The organism is Pseudomonas sp. LS44 (assembly GCF_024730785.1).
Taxonomy (GTDB): Bacteria; Pseudomonadota; Gammaproteobacteria; order Pseudomonadales; family Pseudomonadaceae; genus Aquipseudomonas.
The window spans coordinates 3,766,809-3,786,091 of sequence record NZ_CP102830.1; the positions used below are offsets into that span (position 1 = coordinate 3,766,809).

Annotated in this window: 14 protein-coding genes; 13 read left to right on the top strand and 1 reads right to left on the bottom strand. The window is 64.4% G+C overall.

What is annotated here, in order from left to right:
- Window positions 1-55: 55 nt before the first annotated feature.
- From prmA to purD, 6 genes are all read left to right on the top strand, one after another.
- Window positions 56-934, top strand: a complete 879-nt coding sequence (gene prmA, locus NVV93_RS16870; protein WP_258251792.1) for a 50S ribosomal protein L11 methyltransferase — start codon at window positions 56-58, stop codon at window positions 932-934.
- A 71-nt stretch (window positions 935-1,005) separates the two neighbouring features.
- Window positions 1,006-2,253, top strand: a complete 1,248-nt coding sequence (locus NVV93_RS16875; RefSeq protein ID WP_258251793.1) for a DUF3426 domain-containing protein — start codon at window positions 1,006-1,008, stop codon at window positions 2,251-2,253.
- Window positions 2,254-2,420: 167 nt separating this feature from the next.
- Entirely contained in the window at window positions 2,421-3,419 is a 999-nt protein-coding gene (gene dusB, locus NVV93_RS16880) for a tRNA dihydrouridine synthase DusB (RefSeq protein ID WP_258251794.1), read from the top strand.
- Entirely contained in the window at window positions 3,416-3,736 is a 321-nt protein-coding gene (fis, locus tag NVV93_RS16885) for a DNA-binding transcriptional regulator Fis (protein WP_258251795.1), read from the top strand. Before dusB ends, fis begins: the two co-directional genes overlap by 4 nt.
- Window positions 3,737-3,825: 89 nt before the next feature.
- Entirely contained in the window at window positions 3,826-5,427 is a 1,602-nt protein-coding gene (gene purH, locus NVV93_RS16890) for a bifunctional phosphoribosylaminoimidazolecarboxamide formyltransferase/IMP cyclohydrolase (protein ID WP_258251796.1), read from the top strand.
- 219 nt (window positions 5,428-5,646) lie between these two features.
- A complete protein-coding gene (purD, locus tag NVV93_RS16895) occupies window positions 5,647-6,939 on the top strand; it encodes a phosphoribosylamine--glycine ligase (protein ID WP_258251797.1) in 1,293 nt (430 codons plus the stop codon).
- 224 nt (window positions 6,940-7,163) lie between these two features.
- On the opposite strand, the gene NVV93_RS16900 is transcribed toward purD, so the two are convergent.
- Complete coding sequence (locus NVV93_RS16900) at window positions 7,164-8,840, bottom strand: MFS transporter (RefSeq protein ID WP_258251798.1); 1,677 nt, start codon at window positions 8,838-8,840, stop codon at window positions 7,164-7,166.
- Between the two features lie 316 nt (window positions 8,841-9,156).
- Here NVV93_RS16900 and NVV93_RS16905 point away from each other — a divergent pair, with 316 nt between their 5' ends.
- From NVV93_RS16905 to urtE, 7 genes are all read left to right on the top strand, one after another.
- The gene (locus NVV93_RS16905) at window positions 9,157-11,898 is read left to right on the top strand and encodes a hybrid sensor histidine kinase/response regulator (RefSeq protein WP_258251799.1); all 2,742 of its coding nucleotides are present in this window, start codon (window positions 9,157-9,159) and stop codon (window positions 11,896-11,898) included.
- A gap of 116 nt (window positions 11,899-12,014) precedes the next feature.
- On the top strand, window positions 12,015-12,611 hold the full coding sequence (locus tag NVV93_RS16910; RefSeq protein WP_258251800.1) for a MarC family protein: 597 nt from the start codon (window positions 12,015-12,017) through the stop codon (window positions 12,609-12,611).
- 539 nt (window positions 12,612-13,150) lie between these two features.
- Window positions 13,151-14,416, top strand: coding sequence for an urea ABC transporter substrate-binding protein (gene urtA, locus NVV93_RS16915; RefSeq protein WP_258251801.1), 1,266 nt, complete (start codon window positions 13,151-13,153; stop codon window positions 14,414-14,416).
- A 285-nt stretch (window positions 14,417-14,701) separates the two neighbouring features.
- Window positions 14,702-16,276, top strand: a complete 1,575-nt coding sequence (gene urtB / locus NVV93_RS16920) for an urea ABC transporter permease subunit UrtB (protein WP_258251802.1) — start codon at window positions 14,702-14,704, stop codon at window positions 16,274-16,276.
- Window positions 16,276-17,367, top strand: coding sequence for an urea ABC transporter permease subunit UrtC (gene urtC / locus NVV93_RS16925; RefSeq protein ID WP_258251803.1), 1,092 nt, complete (start codon window positions 16,276-16,278; stop codon window positions 17,365-17,367). Before urtB ends, urtC begins: the two co-directional genes overlap by 1 nt.
- Window positions 17,364-18,224 (top strand): urea ABC transporter ATP-binding protein UrtD, encoded by an 861-nt coding sequence (gene urtD, locus NVV93_RS16930; protein ID WP_258251804.1) that lies wholly within the window; start codon window positions 17,364-17,366, stop codon window positions 18,222-18,224. The genes urtC and urtD overlap by 4 nt, the downstream gene beginning before the upstream one ends.
- 244 nt (window positions 18,225-18,468) lie before the next feature.
- The gene (gene urtE, locus NVV93_RS16935; RefSeq protein WP_258251805.1) at window positions 18,469-19,167 is read left to right on the top strand and encodes an urea ABC transporter ATP-binding subunit UrtE; all 699 of its coding nucleotides are present in this window, start codon (window positions 18,469-18,471) and stop codon (window positions 19,165-19,167) included.
- Window positions 19,168-19,283 lie beyond the last annotated feature (116 nt).

Genomic DNA, 19,283 nt, shown 5'->3' on the forward strand with positions numbered 1-19,283 from the left:
GCGGCGCTGCAGTAAGCTTGCCGGCTTTTCCGCCCTACGCGTCATGAGGTTGCCCATGCCCTGGTTACAAGTCCGTCTCGCCATCGCCCCGGAGCAGGCGGAAACCTACGAAGACGCCCTGCTGGAAGTCGGCGCGGTGTCGGTAACCTTCATGGACGCCGAAGATCAACCGATTTTCGAGCCGGACCTGGGCACCACGCCGCTGTGGTCGCACACTCATCTGCTCGCCCTGTTCGAAGCGGATACCGATGAAACCAGCCTGCTCGCCCACCTGCAGTTGCTGACCGGCGCGCAGTTGCCCGAGCATCAGATCGAACGCATCGAGGATCAGGACTGGGAACGCAGCTGGATGGACAACTTCCAGCCGATGCGCTTCGGCCGGCGCCTGTGGATCGTGCCGAGCTGGCACGCCGCGCCCGAGCCCGAGGCGGTCAACCTGCTGCTCGACCCCGGCCTGGCCTTCGGCACCGGCACCCACCCGACCACCGCGCTGTGCCTGGAATGGCTCGACGGCCGTGAGCTGGCTGGCTGCGATGTGGTGGATTTCGGCTGCGGCTCGGGGATTCTGGCCATCGCCGCGCTGTTGCTGGGCGCGCGCCAGGCGGTCGGTACCGATATCGATCCGCAGGCGATCGAGGCCTCGCGGGACAACGCCTCGCGCAACGGCATCGATCCGGCCCGTTTCCCGATCTATCTGCCGGCCGATCTGCCCGCCCAACAGGCGGATGTGGTGGTCGCCAACATCCTCGCCGGTCCGCTGGTGCAACTGGCGCCGCAAATCACCGGCCTGGTCAAGAGTGGCGGCCAACTGGCGCTGTCCGGCATCCTCGCCGAACAAGCCGAGGACGTGCGCGCCGCTTACAGCCAGGCCTTCGATCTCGACCCCACGGCGGAAAAAGACGGCTGGATCCGCATCAGCGGCCGCCGCCGCTGAGGCTCCATCCGCCCAGCGCCTTGAGTTAGACTAAACGCCGCAATTTGCCCTCTGTACCGCCGGAACCCCGCATGATCGACAGCTTCGTCACCCAATGCCCCCATTGCAGCACCAGCTTTCGCGTCACTCGCGCACAGCTTGGCGCCGCCCGTGGTGCGGTGCGGTGCGGTGCCTGCATGCAGGTGTTCAATGCCGGCCAGCAACTGCTGATCGATCAGCCTGGCGTCCTCGGCGACCAGCCACCGCCCAGCCCGTCGCCAGCCAAGTCACCGGTAACGCCGGCACCCGCTAGCAAAGCAGCCGACGATACGCTGTGGATTCACGACGATCTCGACCTCGACGGCCTCGATCTCGACGAGGAACTGGCTCGTCTGGAACAGCAGGAAATGCAGCTGTCCCGCGAGTTTGTCGCCCTCGAGCGCGGCGCCAAACCGGCCGAACAAATTCTCCAGCGCCGCGAAGAAAGCCCTCACAGCGCCGACGAAGCATGGGCCGAGGCGTTACTGCGCGAGGAAATTCGCGACCTGGCCGCACCATCCCCCAGCACCGTAGCGAGCGAGCCCATCGAGTCGCTCGCGATATCGGCGACAACGGATGTCCAGCCGCTCGACGTCGACGATGAGCCCACGCCGCAGGTCGAACGCCAAGCCGAGGACGGCGAAGACGATTTCGCTCTCAGCGCCGTGCCCGATGAGCCGCCCGTCGCCGATCAGCCGCGCAGCCAGGAGTCCTTCTCGGCGCTGCCGCCGCTGGGTCGCAAAGAGCGCCAGGCCGACGACAGCTTGAGCAATCTGAATGACGAGCCGCTGCAATTCGACTGGGAAGCACCGCGCAAACCCTGGGGTCGCTGGATCGCCTGGGGGCTTCTCAACCTGATCGCCGCCGTGGCGCTGGCCAGCCAGTACATCGCCTATCACTTCGACGAATTGGCCCGCCAGGACCAATATCGCCCCTGGTTCGAACAGCTGTGTCCGACGCTTGGCTGCCAGCTGCCGTCCAAGGTCGATATCGACCTGATCAAGAGCAGCAACCTGGTGGTGCGCAGCCATCCGGAGTTCGCCGGGGCGCTGGTGGTCGACGCCATCCTCTACAACCGCGCGCCGTTCTCCCAGCCATTCCCGCTGCTGGAAATGCGCTTCGCCGACATCGGTGGCCAGTTGCTCGCCAGTCGCCGCTTCAAACCCAGCGAATACCTGGCCGGTGAGCTAGCCGGGCAAGCGGAAATGCCGCCGCAAACGCCTATCCATATCTCCCTGGACATCCTCGATCCAGGCACCAAGGCGGTGAATTACAGCCTAAGCTTCCTCTCCCCGGAGTAAGCGGTGCACCACGGTTCTTGCCTGTAACGGGTTATTAACAACCGCTGGCAATAACTCGCTGGCTGCTCAGAATTTGTTCAAAACGACCTTTATCCGGTCATCGAGAGTGGGTATCATGCCCACCCTTTTCGAACTCACAGATCCGGCCCCACAGGCAGGGAAGACCCATGTCGGCGGTACGCATCGGCCCCTATGCATTGCCCAACCAATTGATCCTCGCCCCCATGGCGGGTGTCACGGATCGCCCATTCCGCCAGCTCTGTCGGCGCCTGGGTGCAGGTCTGGTGGTTTCGGAGATGGTGACCAGCGATATCAGTCTGTGGAAGACCCGCAAATCCAGCCTGCGCCTGATGCACGCCGGCGATCCCGAGCCGCGCTCGGTACAGATCGCTGGCGGCGACCCGCAGATGCTCGCCGACGCCGCCCGCGCCAACGTGGAACTCGGTGCGCAGATCATCGACATCAACATGGGCTGTCCGGCCAAGAAGGTCTGCAACAAGGCCGCCGGCTCGGCGTTGATGAAGGATGAGGCGCTGGTGGCCGAAATCCTCGCTGCAGTGGTCCAGGCGGTGGATGTGCCGGTGACCCTGAAGATCCGCACCGGCTGGGATCGCGACAACAAGAATGGTCTGCGCGTGGCGAAGATCGCCGAGCAGGCCGGCATCCAGGCGCTGGCCGTGCATGGCCGCACGCGCGCCGATCTGTACACCGGTGAAGCCGAATACGACACCATCGCCGCGATCAAGCAGGCGGTGTCGATGCCGGTGTTCGCCAATGGCGACATCGATTCGCCGGAAAAGGCCCGCCGGGTCCTCGATGCCACCGGCGTCGATGCCCTGCTGATCGGCCGCGCGGCCCAGGGGCGGCCGTGGATTTTCCGCGAGATAGAACATTTTTTGCGCACCGGCGAGCATCTGCCGGCGCCAACCGTGCATGAGGTGGAACGCATTCTGCTAGGGCATCTGGCCGAACTGCATAGTTTCTACGGCGACGTGATGGGCGTGCGTATCGCCCGCAAACACGTCAGCTGGTACCTCGCAACCCTGCCGGGCGCCAGGGAATTTCGCGCCCAATTCAATCGTCTGGAAAACACGGACGTGCAATGCGCCAGCGTTCAGCAATTTTTTGCCGAACGTCGCAACCGGGGGGAGGAAGTGGCCGCATGACGACGATGACTGAGACATTAGTGAGTGGAACCGCACCTGTGAGCGACAACGTTAATCTGAAACAGCACCTGAATACGCCGAGCGAAGAAGGGCAAACCCTGCGCGGCAATGTGGAGAAGGCGCTGCACAACTACTTTGCTCACCTCGATGGGCAGGACGTCTCCGATGTCTACAACCTGGTGCTCTCCGAAGTGGAAGCACCGCTCCTGGAAACCGTGATGAACTACGTCAAGGGCAACCAGACCAAGGCCTCCGAACTGCTCGGCCTCAACCGCGGCACGCTGCGCAAGAAGCTCAAACAGTACGACCTGTTGTAAGCACGCATTCATACGGAAAAGGGCGGCCCCCAGACTCATCGGAAGGCCGCCCTTTTTTGCTGATTTCTCTGCTTTAGATGGAAACCGTGATGACCGACCAAACCACCCGCCTTGCCGTCCGCCGCGCGCTGATCAGCGTCTCCGATAAGACCGGCATCCTTGAATTCGCCCGTGAACTCGTTGCCCTTGGCGTCGAAATCCTCTCCACCGGCGGCACCTACAAGCTGCTCAAGGACAACGGCATCGCCGCCGTGGAAGTCGCCGACTACACCGGCTTTCCGGAGATGATGGACGGCCGGGTGAAGACCCTGCACCCGAAAATCCATGGTGGCATCCTCGGTCGCCGTGCGCTCGACGGCGCAGTCATGGAGCAGCACGGCATCAAGCCGATCGACCTGGTCGCGGTCAACCTCTACCCGTTTGCTGCCACCGTGGCGAAACCGGGCTGCGATCTGGCCGACGCCATCGAGAACATCGACATCGGCGGCCCGACCATGGTCCGCAGCGCGGCGAAGAACCACAAGGACGTCGCCATCGTGGTCAATGCCGGCGACTACGCCAGCGTCCTCGACAACCTCAAAGCCGGCGGCCTGACCTACGCGCAGCGCTTCGACCTGGCGCTGAAAGCCTTCGAGCATACCGCCGCCTACGACGGCATGATCGCCAACTACCTGGGCACCATCGACCAGGCGACGGAAACCCTGTCGACCGACAACCGCAGCGCCTTCCCGCGCACCTTCACCAGCCAGTTCATCAAGGCGCAGGACATGCGCTACGGCGAGAACCCGCACCAGAGCGCGGCGTTCTATGTCGAAGGCGGCGAAGCCAGCGTGTCGACTGCGGTGCAGCTGCAGGGCAAGGAACTGTCGTTCAACAACGTCGCCGATACCGACGCCGCGCTGGAATGCGTGAAGAGCTTCGTCAAGCCGGCCTGCGTGATCGTCAAGCACGCCAACCCGTGCGGCGTGGCCGTGGCCCTGGACAGCGAAGGCGGGATCCGCCAGGCCTACGAACTGGCCTATGCCACCGACACCGAATCGGCGTTCGGCGGAATCATCGCCTTCAACCGCGAGCTGGACGCCGCAACCGCCCAGGCCATCGTCGATCGGCAGTTCGTCGAAGTCATCATCGCCCCGAAAGTCAGCGAGGCCGCGCGCGCCGTGGTCGCCGCCAAAGCCAACGTTCGCCTGCTCGAATGCGGCGAATGGCCGGCCGAGCGCAGCCCGGGCCTGGACTTCAAACGCGTAAACGGCGGCCTGCTGGTGCAGAGCCGCGATATCGGCATGATCAGCGCTGACGACCTGAAAATCGTCACCCAGCGCGCGCCGACCGAGCAAGAAGTGCACGACCTGATCTTCGCCTGGAAAGTGGCCAAGTTCGTCAAGTCCAACGCCATCGTCTACGCCAAGAATCGGCAGACCATCGGTGTCGGCGCCGGCCAGATGAGCCGCGTCAACTCCGCGCGTATCGCGGCGATCAAGGCCGAGCACGCCGGTTTGCAAGTGGCCGGTTCGGTGATGGCCAGCGACGCCTTCTTCCCGTTCCGCGACGGCCTGGACAACGCCGCCGCCAATGGCATCACCGCGGTGATCCAGCCGGGCGGCTCGATGCGCGATAGCGAAGTGATTGCTGCCGCCGACGAGGCGGGTATCGCCATGGTCTTCACCGGCATGCGTCACTTTAGACATTGATTCCGGCCGCACTGAAACCGGCATCTGCCATGTTGCCCCGGGTTCCGCCAATGCTCATTGCCACTAGGCAACTCCGCTTGTCGAAATCCAGGGAGCCTTGCATCTACCGGCTTCATTGCGACCTACACCGAGTCGCCTAGCGTTGTAGCCCGGATGAAATCCGGGGACACCCACTCAAAAGCCCCGGATTGCATCCGGGCTACGGTCAGGAGAAACCCCATGAACGTACTGATCATCGGCAGCGGCGGTCGCGAACACGCCCTGGCCTGGAAAGTCGCCCAGGATGCGCGGGTGCAGAAAGTCTTCGTCGCGCCGGGCAACGCCGGCACGGCCACTGAGGCCAAGTGCGAGAACGTCGCCATCGACGTGCTGGCCATCGAGCAACTGGCCGACTTCGCCGAGCAAAACGTGCAGCTGACCATCGTCGGTCCGGAAGCGCCGCTGGTGAAGGGCGTGGTCGACCTGTTCCGCTCGCGCAAGCTGGACATCTTCGGCCCCAGCGCCGCGGCCGCCCAGCTGGAAGGTTCGAAGGCCTTCACCAAGGACTTCCTCGCCCGTCACGCGATCCCCACCGCCGACTACCAGAACTTCACCGAAGTCGAACCGGCGCTGGCCTATTTGCGTGAGAAAGGTGCGCCGATCGTGGTCAAGGCCGACGGCCTGGCCGCCGGCAAGGGCGTGATCGTCGCCATGAGCCTGGCCGAAGCCGAGGACGCGGTGCGCGACATGCTCGCCGGCAACGCCTTCGGCGACGCAGGTTCGCGCGTGGTGATCGAGGAATTCCTCGACGGCGAGGAAGCCAGCTTCATCGTCATGGTCGATGGCAAGAATGTCCTGCCGATGGCCACCAGCCAGGACCACAAGCGCGTCGGCGACGCCGATACTGGGCCGAACACCGGCGGCATGGGCGCCTACTCGCCGGCCCCGGTGGTCACCGATGCGGTGCACCACCGGGTGATGGACGAAGTCATCTACCCGACCGTGCGCGGCATGGCCAGCGAAGGCAATGTCTACACCGGTTTCCTGTATGCCGGACTGATGATCGACAAGGCCGGCCAGCCGAAGGTCATCGAGTTCAACTGCCGCTTCGGCGATCCGGAAACCCAACCGATCATGGTGCGTCTCGAGAGCTCCCTGGTGCTGCTGGTCGAGGCCGCGCTGGCTAAGGCACTGGATAAAGTCGAAGCCACCTGGGACCCGCGTCCGACCGTCGGCGTGGTACTGGCTGCCGGCGGTTATCCGGGCGACTACGCCAAGGGTGACGTGATCGAAGGCCTGGATGCCGCCGCCGCGCTGGAAGGCAAGGTGTTCCACGCCGGCACCGCGCTGAACAGCGCCGGCCAGGTGGTCACCGCCGGCGGCCGCGTGCTGTGCGCCACCGCCATTGGCAAGAGCGTCGCCGATGCGCAGCAGCAGGCCTACCGACTGGCTGAGAAAGTCCGCTGGAACGGCAGCTTCTACCGTAACGACATCGGCTACCGGGCGATCGCCCGCGAGCGCGGCGAGGGCTGAAGCCCGCAGCGCAAGCTGTTTGTAGGAGCGGATTTATCCGCGAATCCGGGAGAACGGCGTGCCTGCCCTTCGCGAATGAATTCGCTCCTACAAGTCCGGCGTGTGCGTAAGCGAATGAAAGGAAAGGCCCCGCAGATGCGGGGCCTTGTCGTTTCAGTCAACGAGAGATGCGGCTTTGGCTGACATCCCCTCTCCCATAAACGGGAGAGGGGATGCTGGGGCTTCTAGTGCCAGTTGCGCAGGTCGCGGTCCTTGGTTTCCGGCATCAGGAACAGGCCGATGATGAAGGTCATCACCGCCACGACGATCGGATACCACAGCCCGTAGTAGATATCACCGGTGGCGGCGACCATGGCGAAGGCAGTGGTCGGCAGGAACCCGCCAAACCAGCCGTTGCCGATGTGATAGGGCAGCGACATGGCCGTGTAGCGGATGCGCGTCGGGAACAGCTCGACCAGCAGCGCGGCGATGGGACCGTAGACCATAGTCACGAACAGCACCAGCACCGTCAGCAGCAGCACCACCATCGGCGTGTTGATCTGCGCCGGATCGGCCTTGGCGGGATAACCATTGCCGCGGATCGCCTCGGTCATCTGGGCGTTGAATACTTCGGACTGCGCCTTGAACTGATCGGCAGGCATGCCGGCGCCGGTAAAGGAGGCAATGGTCTCGTCACCGATCTTGACGCTCGCCACGGTGCCAGCCGGCGCCGCCTCGTTGGCATAGTTCACCGAGTTGCGGGCCAGGAAGCTCTTGGCGATGTCACAGGAGGTGACGAACTTCGAGGTGCCGACCGGGTTGAACTGGAACGAGCACTCGCTCGGGTTCGCCACCACGGTCACCGGCGCCGACGCTTGGGCCTGCTCCAGCGCGGGGTTGGCGTAGTGGGTGATCAGGCTGAACAGCGGGAAGTAGGTCAGCGCTGCGATCAAGCAACCACCGAGGATGATCGGCTTGCGGCCGATCTTGTCGGACAGCCAGCCGAACACGATGAAGAACGGCGTGCCGATCAGCAGCGACAGGGCAATCAGAATGTTCGCCGTCGCCGCTTCGACCTTGAGCGTCTGGGTCAGGAAGAACAGCGCGTAGAACTGGCCGGTGTACCACACCACCGCCTGCCCCGCCGTACCGCCGAACAGGGCGATCAGCGCCACCTTGGCGTTGTCCCAGCGGCCGAACGCCTCGGTCAGCGGCGCCTTGGAGGTCTTGCCTTCATCCTTCATCTTCTTGAAGGCCGGGCTCTCGCTCAAGGTCAGGCGAATCCACACCGAGATGCCGAGCAGAATGATCGACAGCAGGAACGGAATGCGCCAGCCCCAGGCGGTGAACGCTTCCTCGCCTAGCCAGGTGCGCGTGCCGAGGATCACCAGCAGCGAGAGGAACAGGCCGAGCGTCGCGGTGGTCTGGATCCACGCGGTGTAGTAGCCGCGCCGACCGTGCGGCGCGTGTTCGGCGACATAGGTCGCCGCGCCGCCGTATTCACCGCCGAGCGCCAAGCCCTGGAACAGCCGCAGCACGATGAGGATGATCGGCGCCGCGATGCCCCACGACGCGTACGAAGGCAGGATGCCGACGATGAAGGTCGACAGGCCCATGATCATGATGGTGATCAGGAAGGTGTACTTGCGCCCAACCAGATCGCCGAGCCGCCCGAAGAACAGTGCCCCGAACGGACGCACCGCGAAGCCGGCGGCAAACGCCATCAGGGCGAAGATGAACGCTGCCGTGGGATTCACGCCCGAGAAAAACTGGGCGGCGATGATCGCCGAGAGCGATCCGTACAGGTAGAAGTCGTACCACTCGAACACTGTGCCGAGGGAGGACGCGAAAATGACTTTCCGCTCCTCCGCAGTCATGGGTCTGGCCGGTGCGTATCCGGCAACTAACGTCGCTTCGCTCATGGCTTGCCTCCACGACGGCCTGCCGGCAAGAGCGTGGATCGCCCTGTGCCCGGACGTCTTCTTGTGTTTGTTCTGCAGAGCAAGGCTAGACGGGCGAATGGCAATCAGTACTAGACATTAGTCTAATGCCTATTGAAATCTGCAAAGCCGCACGGCGCGTGGGCTGCGAGGCACTAGCAACCATACCGCGACGCCCGATAGCTGGCCGCCGAGGTCATGGCCCTACGGTGAGTGGCATGACTATAATCGGTCACTCACTATTCGAAGGGATTTCGCCGTGCGCGGGCTCAGGATCGCCATAGGACTCATTGCCTGCATGCTGCTGACGGGGCTCACCCCGTTGTCCGGCCAGGCCGCAGAAAGCACGCAGTGGTCCGCGCTGGTCGATCGCCATGGTGACCTGCACTTCAATGACATCCGCACCGCCACCTACCGCAACCAGTTCAATCACGTCGACAGCGAACAGCTGTATGTGCCCGGCGGCCAGCAGGCGCTATGGCTGCATCACCGCCTGCCTGAACAGAGTCACGAGTCGCTGCTGCGGGTCTTCGCGCCATACCTGGCGCACCTCGACCTGTACGTGGTGCGCAACGGCGAACTGCTGACTCACACCCGTAGCGGCAGTCAGTTGCCCCTGGCCAACCGCCCCCTGCCCAGCCGTGATTTTCTGCTCCCCGTGCCACTGTCCCAGGAGCCGCTGGATATCTTCGTGCGCCTGGCCTCCGAGCACGCCCTGCGGCCGGTCGTGGAGATTCAATCCGCGGTATTGATGGCCAGCGAAAGCGGCCGCCCGCTGCTGTTCGGCATGTTGATCGGGATTTTCATCGTCTTGATCGTCTACAACCTGGTGCGCTTCAACTACTCGCGCGCACCCGCTGCACTATGGCTGGCGGCGACCCAGGCGTGCCTGCTGATGACCGCGCTGTATCAGTTGGGCATCGTCAATCCGGTGTTGAGCGGCTGGCCAGGCCTACAGGCCCAACTGGGCAATCTGGCGATGCTCCTGGCGATGCTCTGCGCCTTGGCGTTCACCTCGAGCTTCTTCGCCAAGGTCTGCAGCACCAATGGCATGCGCCACCTGCTGCTGGGCGAAGGCGTGCTGATTGGCGTGGCGTGTTTGCTGCTGTTGCTTGCCAGCGATGCACATTTCAACCAGGCGGTGTACCTGATCACCGTCGTCACCACGCTGAGCATCTTCGCTATCGCACTGTTCCATTGGCAGCACGGTTACCGACCGGCACGTCTGTTCAGTGCCGCCATGCTGCTGTTCGGCCTGGCGTTCATCGGCGCACTGCCGGCCTTGTTCGGTTACTGGACGGTCGCCTCCGACTGGCTGGCGTTCTTCACTCTCGGCACCGCCAGTGTGAGCGGCCTCCTACTCAGCATCGCCCTCAGCGAGCGCCAGCAACGCATTCTCTACGAGCGTTTCAGCAGCAGTCAGGCGCACGCCGCGAACTCCGCCGAGCTGAAAGCCAAGGCTGAGTTCCTCGCCAAGATCAGCCATGAAATCCGCACGCCAATGAATGGCGTACTGGGCATGACCGAGCTGCTCCTCGGCACGCCGCTATCAGCCAAACAACGCGACTATGTGCAGACCATCCATAGCTCGGGCAATGAACTGCTGGGCCTGATCAACGAGATTCTCGACATCTCCAAACTGGAGTCCGGGCAGATCGAGCTGGATGACGTGCAGTTCGACCTCAACGCGCTGATCGACGATTGCCTGGACATCTTCCGCGCCAAGGCCGAGCAGCAGAAAATCGAGCTGATCAGTTTCACCCAGCCCCAGGTGCCACGGGTGATCAGCGGCGATCCGACGCGCCTGCGCCAGACGCTGCTGAGCCTGCTCGATAACGCTTTCAAACAGACCGACGAGGGCGAGATTTTGCTCGCCGTGGCCCTCGACCAGAACGCCGCCCAACCGCGTCTGCGCATCGCCGTCCAGGACAGCGGGCGGCCGTTGGAAGCCGACGAGCGCGCCGCCCTGCTCACCGCCGAGCTACACAGCCGCGACTTCCTCGCCGCCACCAAGCTGGGCGGCCGCCTCGGGCTGATCATCGCCCGTCAGTTGGTGCGCCTGATGGACGGCGAATTCGGCATCCAGGGCGGCGGCCAGGGCAATACCCTGTGGCTGACCCTGCCGCTGGACGTCGAGCGCCTGCAACACCCGACCACCGACCTCGACGGCCCGTTGCAGGGCGCGCGCCTGCTGGTGGTGGATGACAACGACACCTGCCGCAAGGTTCTGGTCCAGCAGTGCAGCGCCTGGGGCCTGCAAGTCAGCGCCGTGCCGTCCGGCAAGGAGGCGCTGGCCCTGCTGCGCACCAAGGCACACATCCGCGAATATTTCGACGCGGTGCTGCTCGACCAGGACATGCCGGGCATGACCGGCATGCAGCTGGCCGCACGAATCAAGGAAGATCCGAGCCTCAATCACGACATCCTGATCATCATGCTCACCGGTATCAGCCATGCGCCGAGCAAGGTGATCGCGCGCAACGCCGGGATCAAGCGCATCCTCGCCAAGCCGGTAGCCGGCTACACCCTGAAGACCACCCTGGCCGACGAATTGGCCCAGCGCTACAGCGGCTCCGTTGTTCCGCCATACGCTGCCGCCAACACGGCGCTGCCGGTGCCGACAGACTTCCGCATCCTGGTCGCCGAAGACAACAGCATCTCCACCAAGGTGATCCGCGGCATGCTCGGCAAGCTCAACCTGCAGCCGGACACTGCCAGCAACGGCGAAGAAGCGCTGCACGCCATGCAGGCCACGCAATACGACCTGGTGCTGATGGATTGCGAAATGCCCGTGCTCGACGGCTTTTCCGCCACCGAGCGGCTGCGCAGCTGGGAAGCGCAGGAGCAGCGCCGACGCACCCCGGTGGTGGCACTCACCGCGCATATTCTCAGCGAGCACAAGGAGCGCGCACGCCAAGTGGGCATGGACGGCCACATGGCCAAGCCGGTGGAAATGTCGCAGCTGCGCGAGCTGATCGCATTCTGGGTCAGCGAGCGCGAGGCACGCCGCCAGCGCGAGCAAAGCAACGCGCTGTCCTGAGTAACCACCCTGTAGGAGCGAATTCATTCGCGATATAGGCATTACGCGAGTCGCCCCGGCTCGCGGATAAATCCGCCCCTACACTAACAGCCAACCCACCCGCACGAGCCCAGTCCATGCATTCCGAGCTGTTCAGCCTGTATTTGAAGATGCTGGTGCTCTACAGCCCGTTCTTCGTGTTGTCGTGCTTCATCAGCCTGACCCGCGGCTACACGGCCAAGGAACGCAAGAAGCTGGCCTGGAAAGTCGCCCTCGGCGTGGTGATTGCCAGCGTGCTGCTGTACCTGTTCGGGCAGACGATCTTCATCGGGTTCGGCATCACCATCGACGCCTTCCGCATCGGTGCCGGCAGCGTGCTGTTCATCTCGGCGCTGGGCATGGCCCAGGGCAAGTCGGTGGTGCAGAGCGACAACGTGCAACAAGACGTCACCATCGTGCCGCTGACCATCCCTTTGACGGTCGGCCCCGGCACGATCGGCGCCATGCTGGTGATGGGCGCCGGCCAGGTGCACTGGAACGACAAGCTGATCGCCGTTCTGGCCATCGTTTTGGCCAGCCTCACCGTCGGCGTGGTGCTCTATCTCTCCGACCTGTTCGAACGCCTGCTCGGCGAGCAGGGTCTGCAGATCGTCAGCCGCCTGATGGGCCTGTTCGTTTGCGCGCTGGCGGCGCAGATCATCTTCACCGGGGTGAAGAACTACCTGCTCGGCTGAGGTCCGCATTCATATCTAAAAGGCCGGCGGAAAACCCGCCGCCGCTGCCGACCGCGGGCTGTGCGTCTGCTCAAGGTCTACGGCGACCGCTGCGCTTTTGTAGGGTGGGTTGAGCACAGCGATACCCGCGCGGTTGGATTGTGATGGGTATCGCTACGCTCAGACTGCGCGTCCCGACCCATCCTACGGCTCTGGCGTCATCCGGCCACCCCTCGAGTAGCCAGGCGCCCCGGCCTGGAGAGCCCGCCCCGATCTGCCGCACGCTTGCGCACACACGTGGTGCAACACCGCGCATCCGCCACCGTGTCCGCTTACTTTCGCACCGTCCAGGTGCAACGGATTCTCAACCACCGCGTGCTCCATCGCCGAAAAGCCCGCGCTTATGCGCTTGCCGCGCAGCCGGCACGCCTATTGCTGAATGCCTTGCCGAGGCCGCAGTAGAAAGGAGCACTGGCGCCCAGACGCCGTGACGACAAGAACCTCGATGAATGCCGACGAAGTCCACTTTTAAAACACGTTTTGTGAATGGAGATCGCACTATGCAACGTCGCAGCCTGATCAAGGCTTTCACCCTTTCCGCATCCATCGCCGCCATGGGCATGACCTGGACCATTCAGGCCGCCGAGACCATCAAGGTCGGCATCCTGCATTCGCTGTCCGGCACCATGGCGATTTCCGAGACCTCGCTGAAAGACATGGCGCTGATGACCATCGACGAGATCAACGCCAAGGGCGGGGTCAACGGCCAGATGCTCGAGCCGGTGGTGGTCGACCCGGCGTCCAACTGGCCGCTGTTCGCCGAGAAGGCGCGCCAACTGCTGACCCAGGACAAGGTCGACGTGGTGTTCGGTTGCTGGACCAGCGTGTCGCGCAAATCCGTGCTGCCGGTATTCGAGGAGCTCAACGGCCTGCTGTTCTACCCGGTGCAGTACGAAGGCGAGGAAATGTCGCCAAACGTCTTCTACACCGGCGCGGCGCCGAACCAGCAAGCCATCCCGGCCGTCGAGTACCTGATGAGCGAGGACGGCGGCGCTGCCAAGCGCTACTTCCTGCTCGGCACCGACTACGTCTACCCGCGCACCACCAACAAGATCCTGCGCAACTTCCTGCACAGCAAGGGCATCGCCGACAAGGACATCGAAGAGGTCTACACCCCGTTCGGCCACAGCGACTATCAAACCATCGTCGCCAACATTAAGAAGTTCTCCGCCGGCGGCAAGACCGCGGTGATCTCCACCGTCAACGGCGACTCCAACGTGCCGTTCTACAAGGAACTGGCCAACCAGGGCATCGACGCCACCGACATCCCGGTGGTGGCCTTCTCGGTCGGCGAAGAAGAACTGCGCGGCATCGACACCAAGCCGCTGGTCGGCCAGCTGGCCGCCTGGAACTACTTCGAGTCGGTGGAGAACCCGGTCAACGGCAAGTTCGTCGAGCAGTGGAAAGCCTACGCCAAGGCCAAGAACCTGCCCAACTACAGCACCGCGGTGACCAATGACCCGATGGAAGCCACCTACGTCGGCATCCACATGTGGGCGCAGGCGGTCGAGAAGGCCAAGTCCACCGACGTCGCCAAGGTCCGCGAAGCGCTCGCCGGGCAGACCTTCGCCGCGCCGTCCGGCTACACCCTGACCATGGACAAGACCAACCACCACCTGCACAAGCCGGTGATGATCGGCGAAGTGCAGGCCGACGGCCAGTTCTCCGTCGTCTGGCAGACCGAAGGACCGATCCGCGCCCAGCCGTGGAGCCCGTTCATCCCGGGTAACGACAAGAAGCCGGATTACGCGGTGAAGAGCAACTGATGCTGCAACGCAGGTTACGTGCGTAGGTTGGCGCTGAGCGCAGCGATGCCCAACAAGGAACCGCTCGCGGTTCCCGTGGTGGCCGCCGGCAACCCTGCCGGTCCCTCCGGACCGGTTGTTGGGCATCGCCTTCGGCTCAGCGCCAACCTACCTCTGCTGCCCCACGTGAACCTCGCTCCACGAGATAGCCATGCCACAGGACCGTAGCCCGGATGTAATCCGGGAATAACCGATCCCGGATTGCATCCGGGCTACGACGCTAGCGGCGACCTGAAGGACCTTGCTATGCCCACTGCCCTCTACCCCTTTCTGCTGTCACTGGCACTGCTCCTGCTGCCGATGACCACCCACGCCGGCGATGCCAATGATTTCGTTGCGGCCAACCCGGCTCAACAAGCCAAGCTGCTGGAAAGCTGGGCCGCCAAACCCGACCCGGCGCGTCTGCCGCTGCTCGACGCATTGCAACAAGGCCGCCTGGCTGCCGACAGCAGCAAGACCCCATTCATCGAAGCAGGCGGCCAGTTCCACGCCGCCGAAGGTGACCAACCGCCCGCCAGCCCGCCCAAACAGCTGCGCCTGAACAACCGCCTGCGCGGCCTGCTAGCCACCGTTTTGGCCAGCCACCAGCTGCTCGCCGACGCCCCGGCCGTGCGTCTGGCAGCCGCCCGCCAGCTGCAGAAATCCGCCAAGCCGGCGCAGCTCGCCCTGCTCAATGGTCGCGTCGCCACGGAAAGCGATGAGGCGGTGCGCGACGCCCTAGCCCTGGCGCTGGCCAACCTGCAACTGGTCGATCCCGACCCGGCCGTCCGCCTGAATGCCGTGCGCCTACTCGGCGCCACCGGCGACCCGCTGGCGAAGACCCGCCTGGAAGCGCTGCTGGCCGACGGCGTGGAAGCCGACGCCACGGTGCGCACCGCCGCCGAGACCAGCCTGGCCCAGGTCAAGCGCCGCCTGCTGCTGGGCGAACTGCTCGGCCAGGCGTTCAGCGGCATGAGCCTCGGTTCGATCCTGCTGCTCGCTGCCCTCGGCCTGACGATCACCTTCGGCCTGCTCGGGGTGATCAACATGGCCCACGGCGAAATGCTGATGCTCGGCGCCTACGCCACCTACCTGGTGCAGCTGGGGTTCCAGCGTCTGGCCCCCGACTACCTGGCGCTGTATCCGCTGGCCGCGCTGCCGGTGGCGTTCTTCGTCACCGCCGCCATCGGCATGGCCCTCGAGCGCACGGTGATCCGCCACCTCTACGGTCGCCCGCTGGAAACCCTGCTGGCCACCTGGGGCATCAGCCTGATGCTGATCCAGCTGGTGCGCGTGCTGTTCGGCGCGCAGAACGTCGAAGTAGCCAACCCCGGCTGGCTGTCCGGCGGCATCCAGGTGCTGCCGAATCTGGTGTTGCCCTACAACCGCATCGTGATCATCGGCTTCGCGCTCTTTGTCGTTGCCTTGACGTGGTTGTTGCTGAACAAGACCCGCCTCGGCCTCAACGTCCGCGCGGTCACCCAGAACCGCAACATGGCAGCCTGCTGCGGCGTGCCGACCGGGCGTGTGGACATGCTCGCCTTCGGCCTCGGCTCCGGTATCGCCGGGCTCGGCGGCGTGGCGCTGAGCCAGATCGGCAACGTCGGTCCGGACCTCGGCCAGAGCTACATCATCGACTCGTTCCTGGTGGTGGTGCTCGGCGGCGTCGGCCAGCTGGCCGGCAGCGTGCTGGCGGCCTTCGGCCTGGGCATCGCCAACAAGATCCTCGAACCGCAGATCGGCGCCGTGCTGGGCAAGATCCTCATCCTCGCGCTGATCATCCTGTTTATCCAGAAACGCCCGCAGGGCCTCTTCGCCTTGAAAGGCAGGGTGATTGACTAATGACCATGCCCCTCAATCAAACGTTGCTGGCCCGCGCCGGCACCAAGCTCGGCCCGCAGCTGAGCCTGGCCGTCGGCGCGCTAGTGCTCGCCGTGCTCATCGCCCTGCCGCTGCTGCACCTGCTGTCGGCCGAGCATGCCTTGCACGTCTCCGCCTACACCCTGACCCTGATCGGCAAGATCCTCTGCTACGCCATCGTCGCTTTGGCGCTGGACCTGGTGTGGGGCTACGCCGGGCTCTTGTCGCTTGGCCACGGCCTGTTCTTCGCCCTCGGCGGCTACGCCATGGGCATGTACCTGATGCGCCAGTCGGCCGGCGACGGGCTGCCCGGGTTCATGAGCTTCCTCGCCTGGACCGAGCTGCCCTGGTACTGGTACGGCACCGGGAGCTTCCTCTGGTGCCTGGCCCTGGTGGTCCTCGCCCCCGGCCTGCTGGCCCTGGTGTTCGGCTTCTTCGCCTTCCGCTCGCGGATCAAGGGCGTGTACTTCTCGATCATGACCCAGGCGCTGACCTTCGCCGGCATGCTGCTGTTCTTCCGCAACGAGACCGGTTTCGGCGGCAACAACGGCTTCACCAACTTCCGCAGCATCCTCGGCTTCGAGATCACCGCGCCGGGCACCCGCGCCGCGCTGTTCCTCTGCACCGTGCTGCTGCTGGTCGGCAGCCTGCTGCTCGGCTGGAAGCTGGCGCGCAGCAAGTTCGGCCGGGTACTCACCGCGCTACGCGACGCGGAGAACCGCCTGATGTTCTGCGGCTACGACCCGCGCGGCTACAAACTGTTTATCTGGGTATTGAGTGCCGTGTTGTGCGGTCTGGCCGGCGCGCTGTACGTGCCGCAGGTGGGCATCATCAACCCCAGCGAGATGTCGCCGACCAACTCCATCGAGGCCGCCGTGTGGGTAGCCCTCGGCGGGCGCGGCACGCTGATCGGCCCGCTGCTCGGCGCCGGCCTGGTCAACGGCATGAAGAGCTGGTTCACCGTGGCCTTCCCCGAGTACTGGCTGTTCGCCCTCGGCGCGCTGTTTATCGTGGTCACGCTGTTCCTGCCCAAAGGTGTCATTGGTTTGCTCAAGCGGGGGAAAGCCGAATGAGAGTCACCGCCACCCCGGAATTCATGCTCGAACCGGCCTATAATCCGAATCGCGACGCCGGCACCAGCCGCGACGCGCTGGGCCTCGGCAGTCGCGTCGAACCCGGCCTCGACGTGCGCCACGGCACCATCCTGACCCTGGAAGACATCAGCGTCAGCTTCGACGGCTTCAAGGCGCTGAATGCCCTGAACCTGTACATCGGCGTCGGCGAGTTGCGCTGCATCATCGGCCCCAACGGCGCCGGCAAGACCACCCTGATGGACGTGATCACCGGCAAGACCCGGCCCAACAGCGGCCAGGCCTGGTTCGGCGAAACCCTTGATCTGACGCAGATGAGCGAGGTCGAGATCGCCCAGGCCGGTATCGGCCGCAAGTTCCAGAAGCCCACGGTGTTCGAGGCGCTCAGCGTGTTCGAGAACCTCGAACTGGCGCAGAAGACCAACAAGTCAGTGTGGGCCAGCCTGCGCGCACGGCTCTCCGGCGAGCAGCGCGACCGCATCGACGAGGTGCTCGCCACCATCCGCCTGGAGAACGCCCGCCATCGCAGCGCCGGCCTGCTCTCCCACGGCCAGAAGCAGTTCCTCGAGATCGGCATGTTGCTGATGCAGGACCCACAACTGCTGCTGCTCGACGAGCCGGTGGCGGGCATGACCGACGCCGAGACCGAGTTCACCGCCGAGCTGTTCAAGAGCCTCGCCGGCCAGCACTCGCTAATGGTGGTGGAACACGACATGGGCTTCGTCGGCAGCATCGCCGACCACGTCACCGTGCTGCACCAGGGCAGCGTGCTGGCCGAAGGCTCGCTGGATGAGGTGCAGGGCAACGAGCGGGTGATCGAGGTGTACCTCGGTCGCTAACGCTGAGCATCACGTAGGTTGGCGTTGAGCGCAGCGATACCCAACATGGCATATCCGCATGGGTATCGCTTCGCTCAACCCATCCTACGAAATGAGATTTTGTAGGGTGGATGACGCGCAGCTCATCCACCCATGACACCGATCGGTGGATGGCTTCGGCCATCCACCCTACACCGGGCCCAGACATCCGTAGGGTGGACAACGCCGCAGGCTTGTCCACCGACAAGACGACAAGGACATCCCCATGCTGCAAGTCCAACAGCTCCACCAGTACTACGGCGGCAGCCACATCCTCCGCGGCCTGTCGTTCGACGTGAAGATCGGCGAAGTCACCTGCCTGCTCGGCCGCAACGGGGTGGGCAAGACCACCCTGCTGAAATGCCTGATGGGCCTGATCCCGAGCAAGGAAGGCCAGGTCGCCTGGGAAGGTAAACCGATCACCGGCTACAAGCCGCACCAGCGCGTGCACGCCGGCATCGCCTACGTGCCGCAGGGTCGCGAGATCTTTCCGCGCCTGAGCGTCGAGGAAAACCTGCTGATGGGCCTGTCGCGCTTCGGCGCCAAAGACGCCAAGAGCGTGCCGGCGTTTATCTACGAGCTGTTCCCGGTACTGGAACAGATGAAGGCGCGGCGCGGCGGCGACCTCTCCGGCGGCCAGCAGCAACAGCTGGCGATCGGCCGCGCGCTGGCCAGCCAGCCGCGCCTGCTGATCCTCGACGAGCCCACCGAGGGCATCCAGCCCTCGGTGATCAAGGAGATCGGCGCGGTGATCAAGAAGCTCGCCGAGCGCGGCGACATGGCCATCCTGCTGGTCGAGCAGTTCTACGACTTCGCCGCCGAACTGGCCGACCAGTACCTGGTGATGGCGCGCGGCGAGATCGTCCAGCAGGGCCGTGGTGCGGACATGGACGCCGAGGGCGTGCGCGGCCTGGTGGCGATTTAAGAAACTCGTAGGATGGGTCGAGCGAAGCGATACCCATCGTGGCCATGATGGGTATCGTCGCTGCGCTCCTCGACCCATCCTACGGGCTACGCCTCTCCGCGCACCGCTTTGGCCCG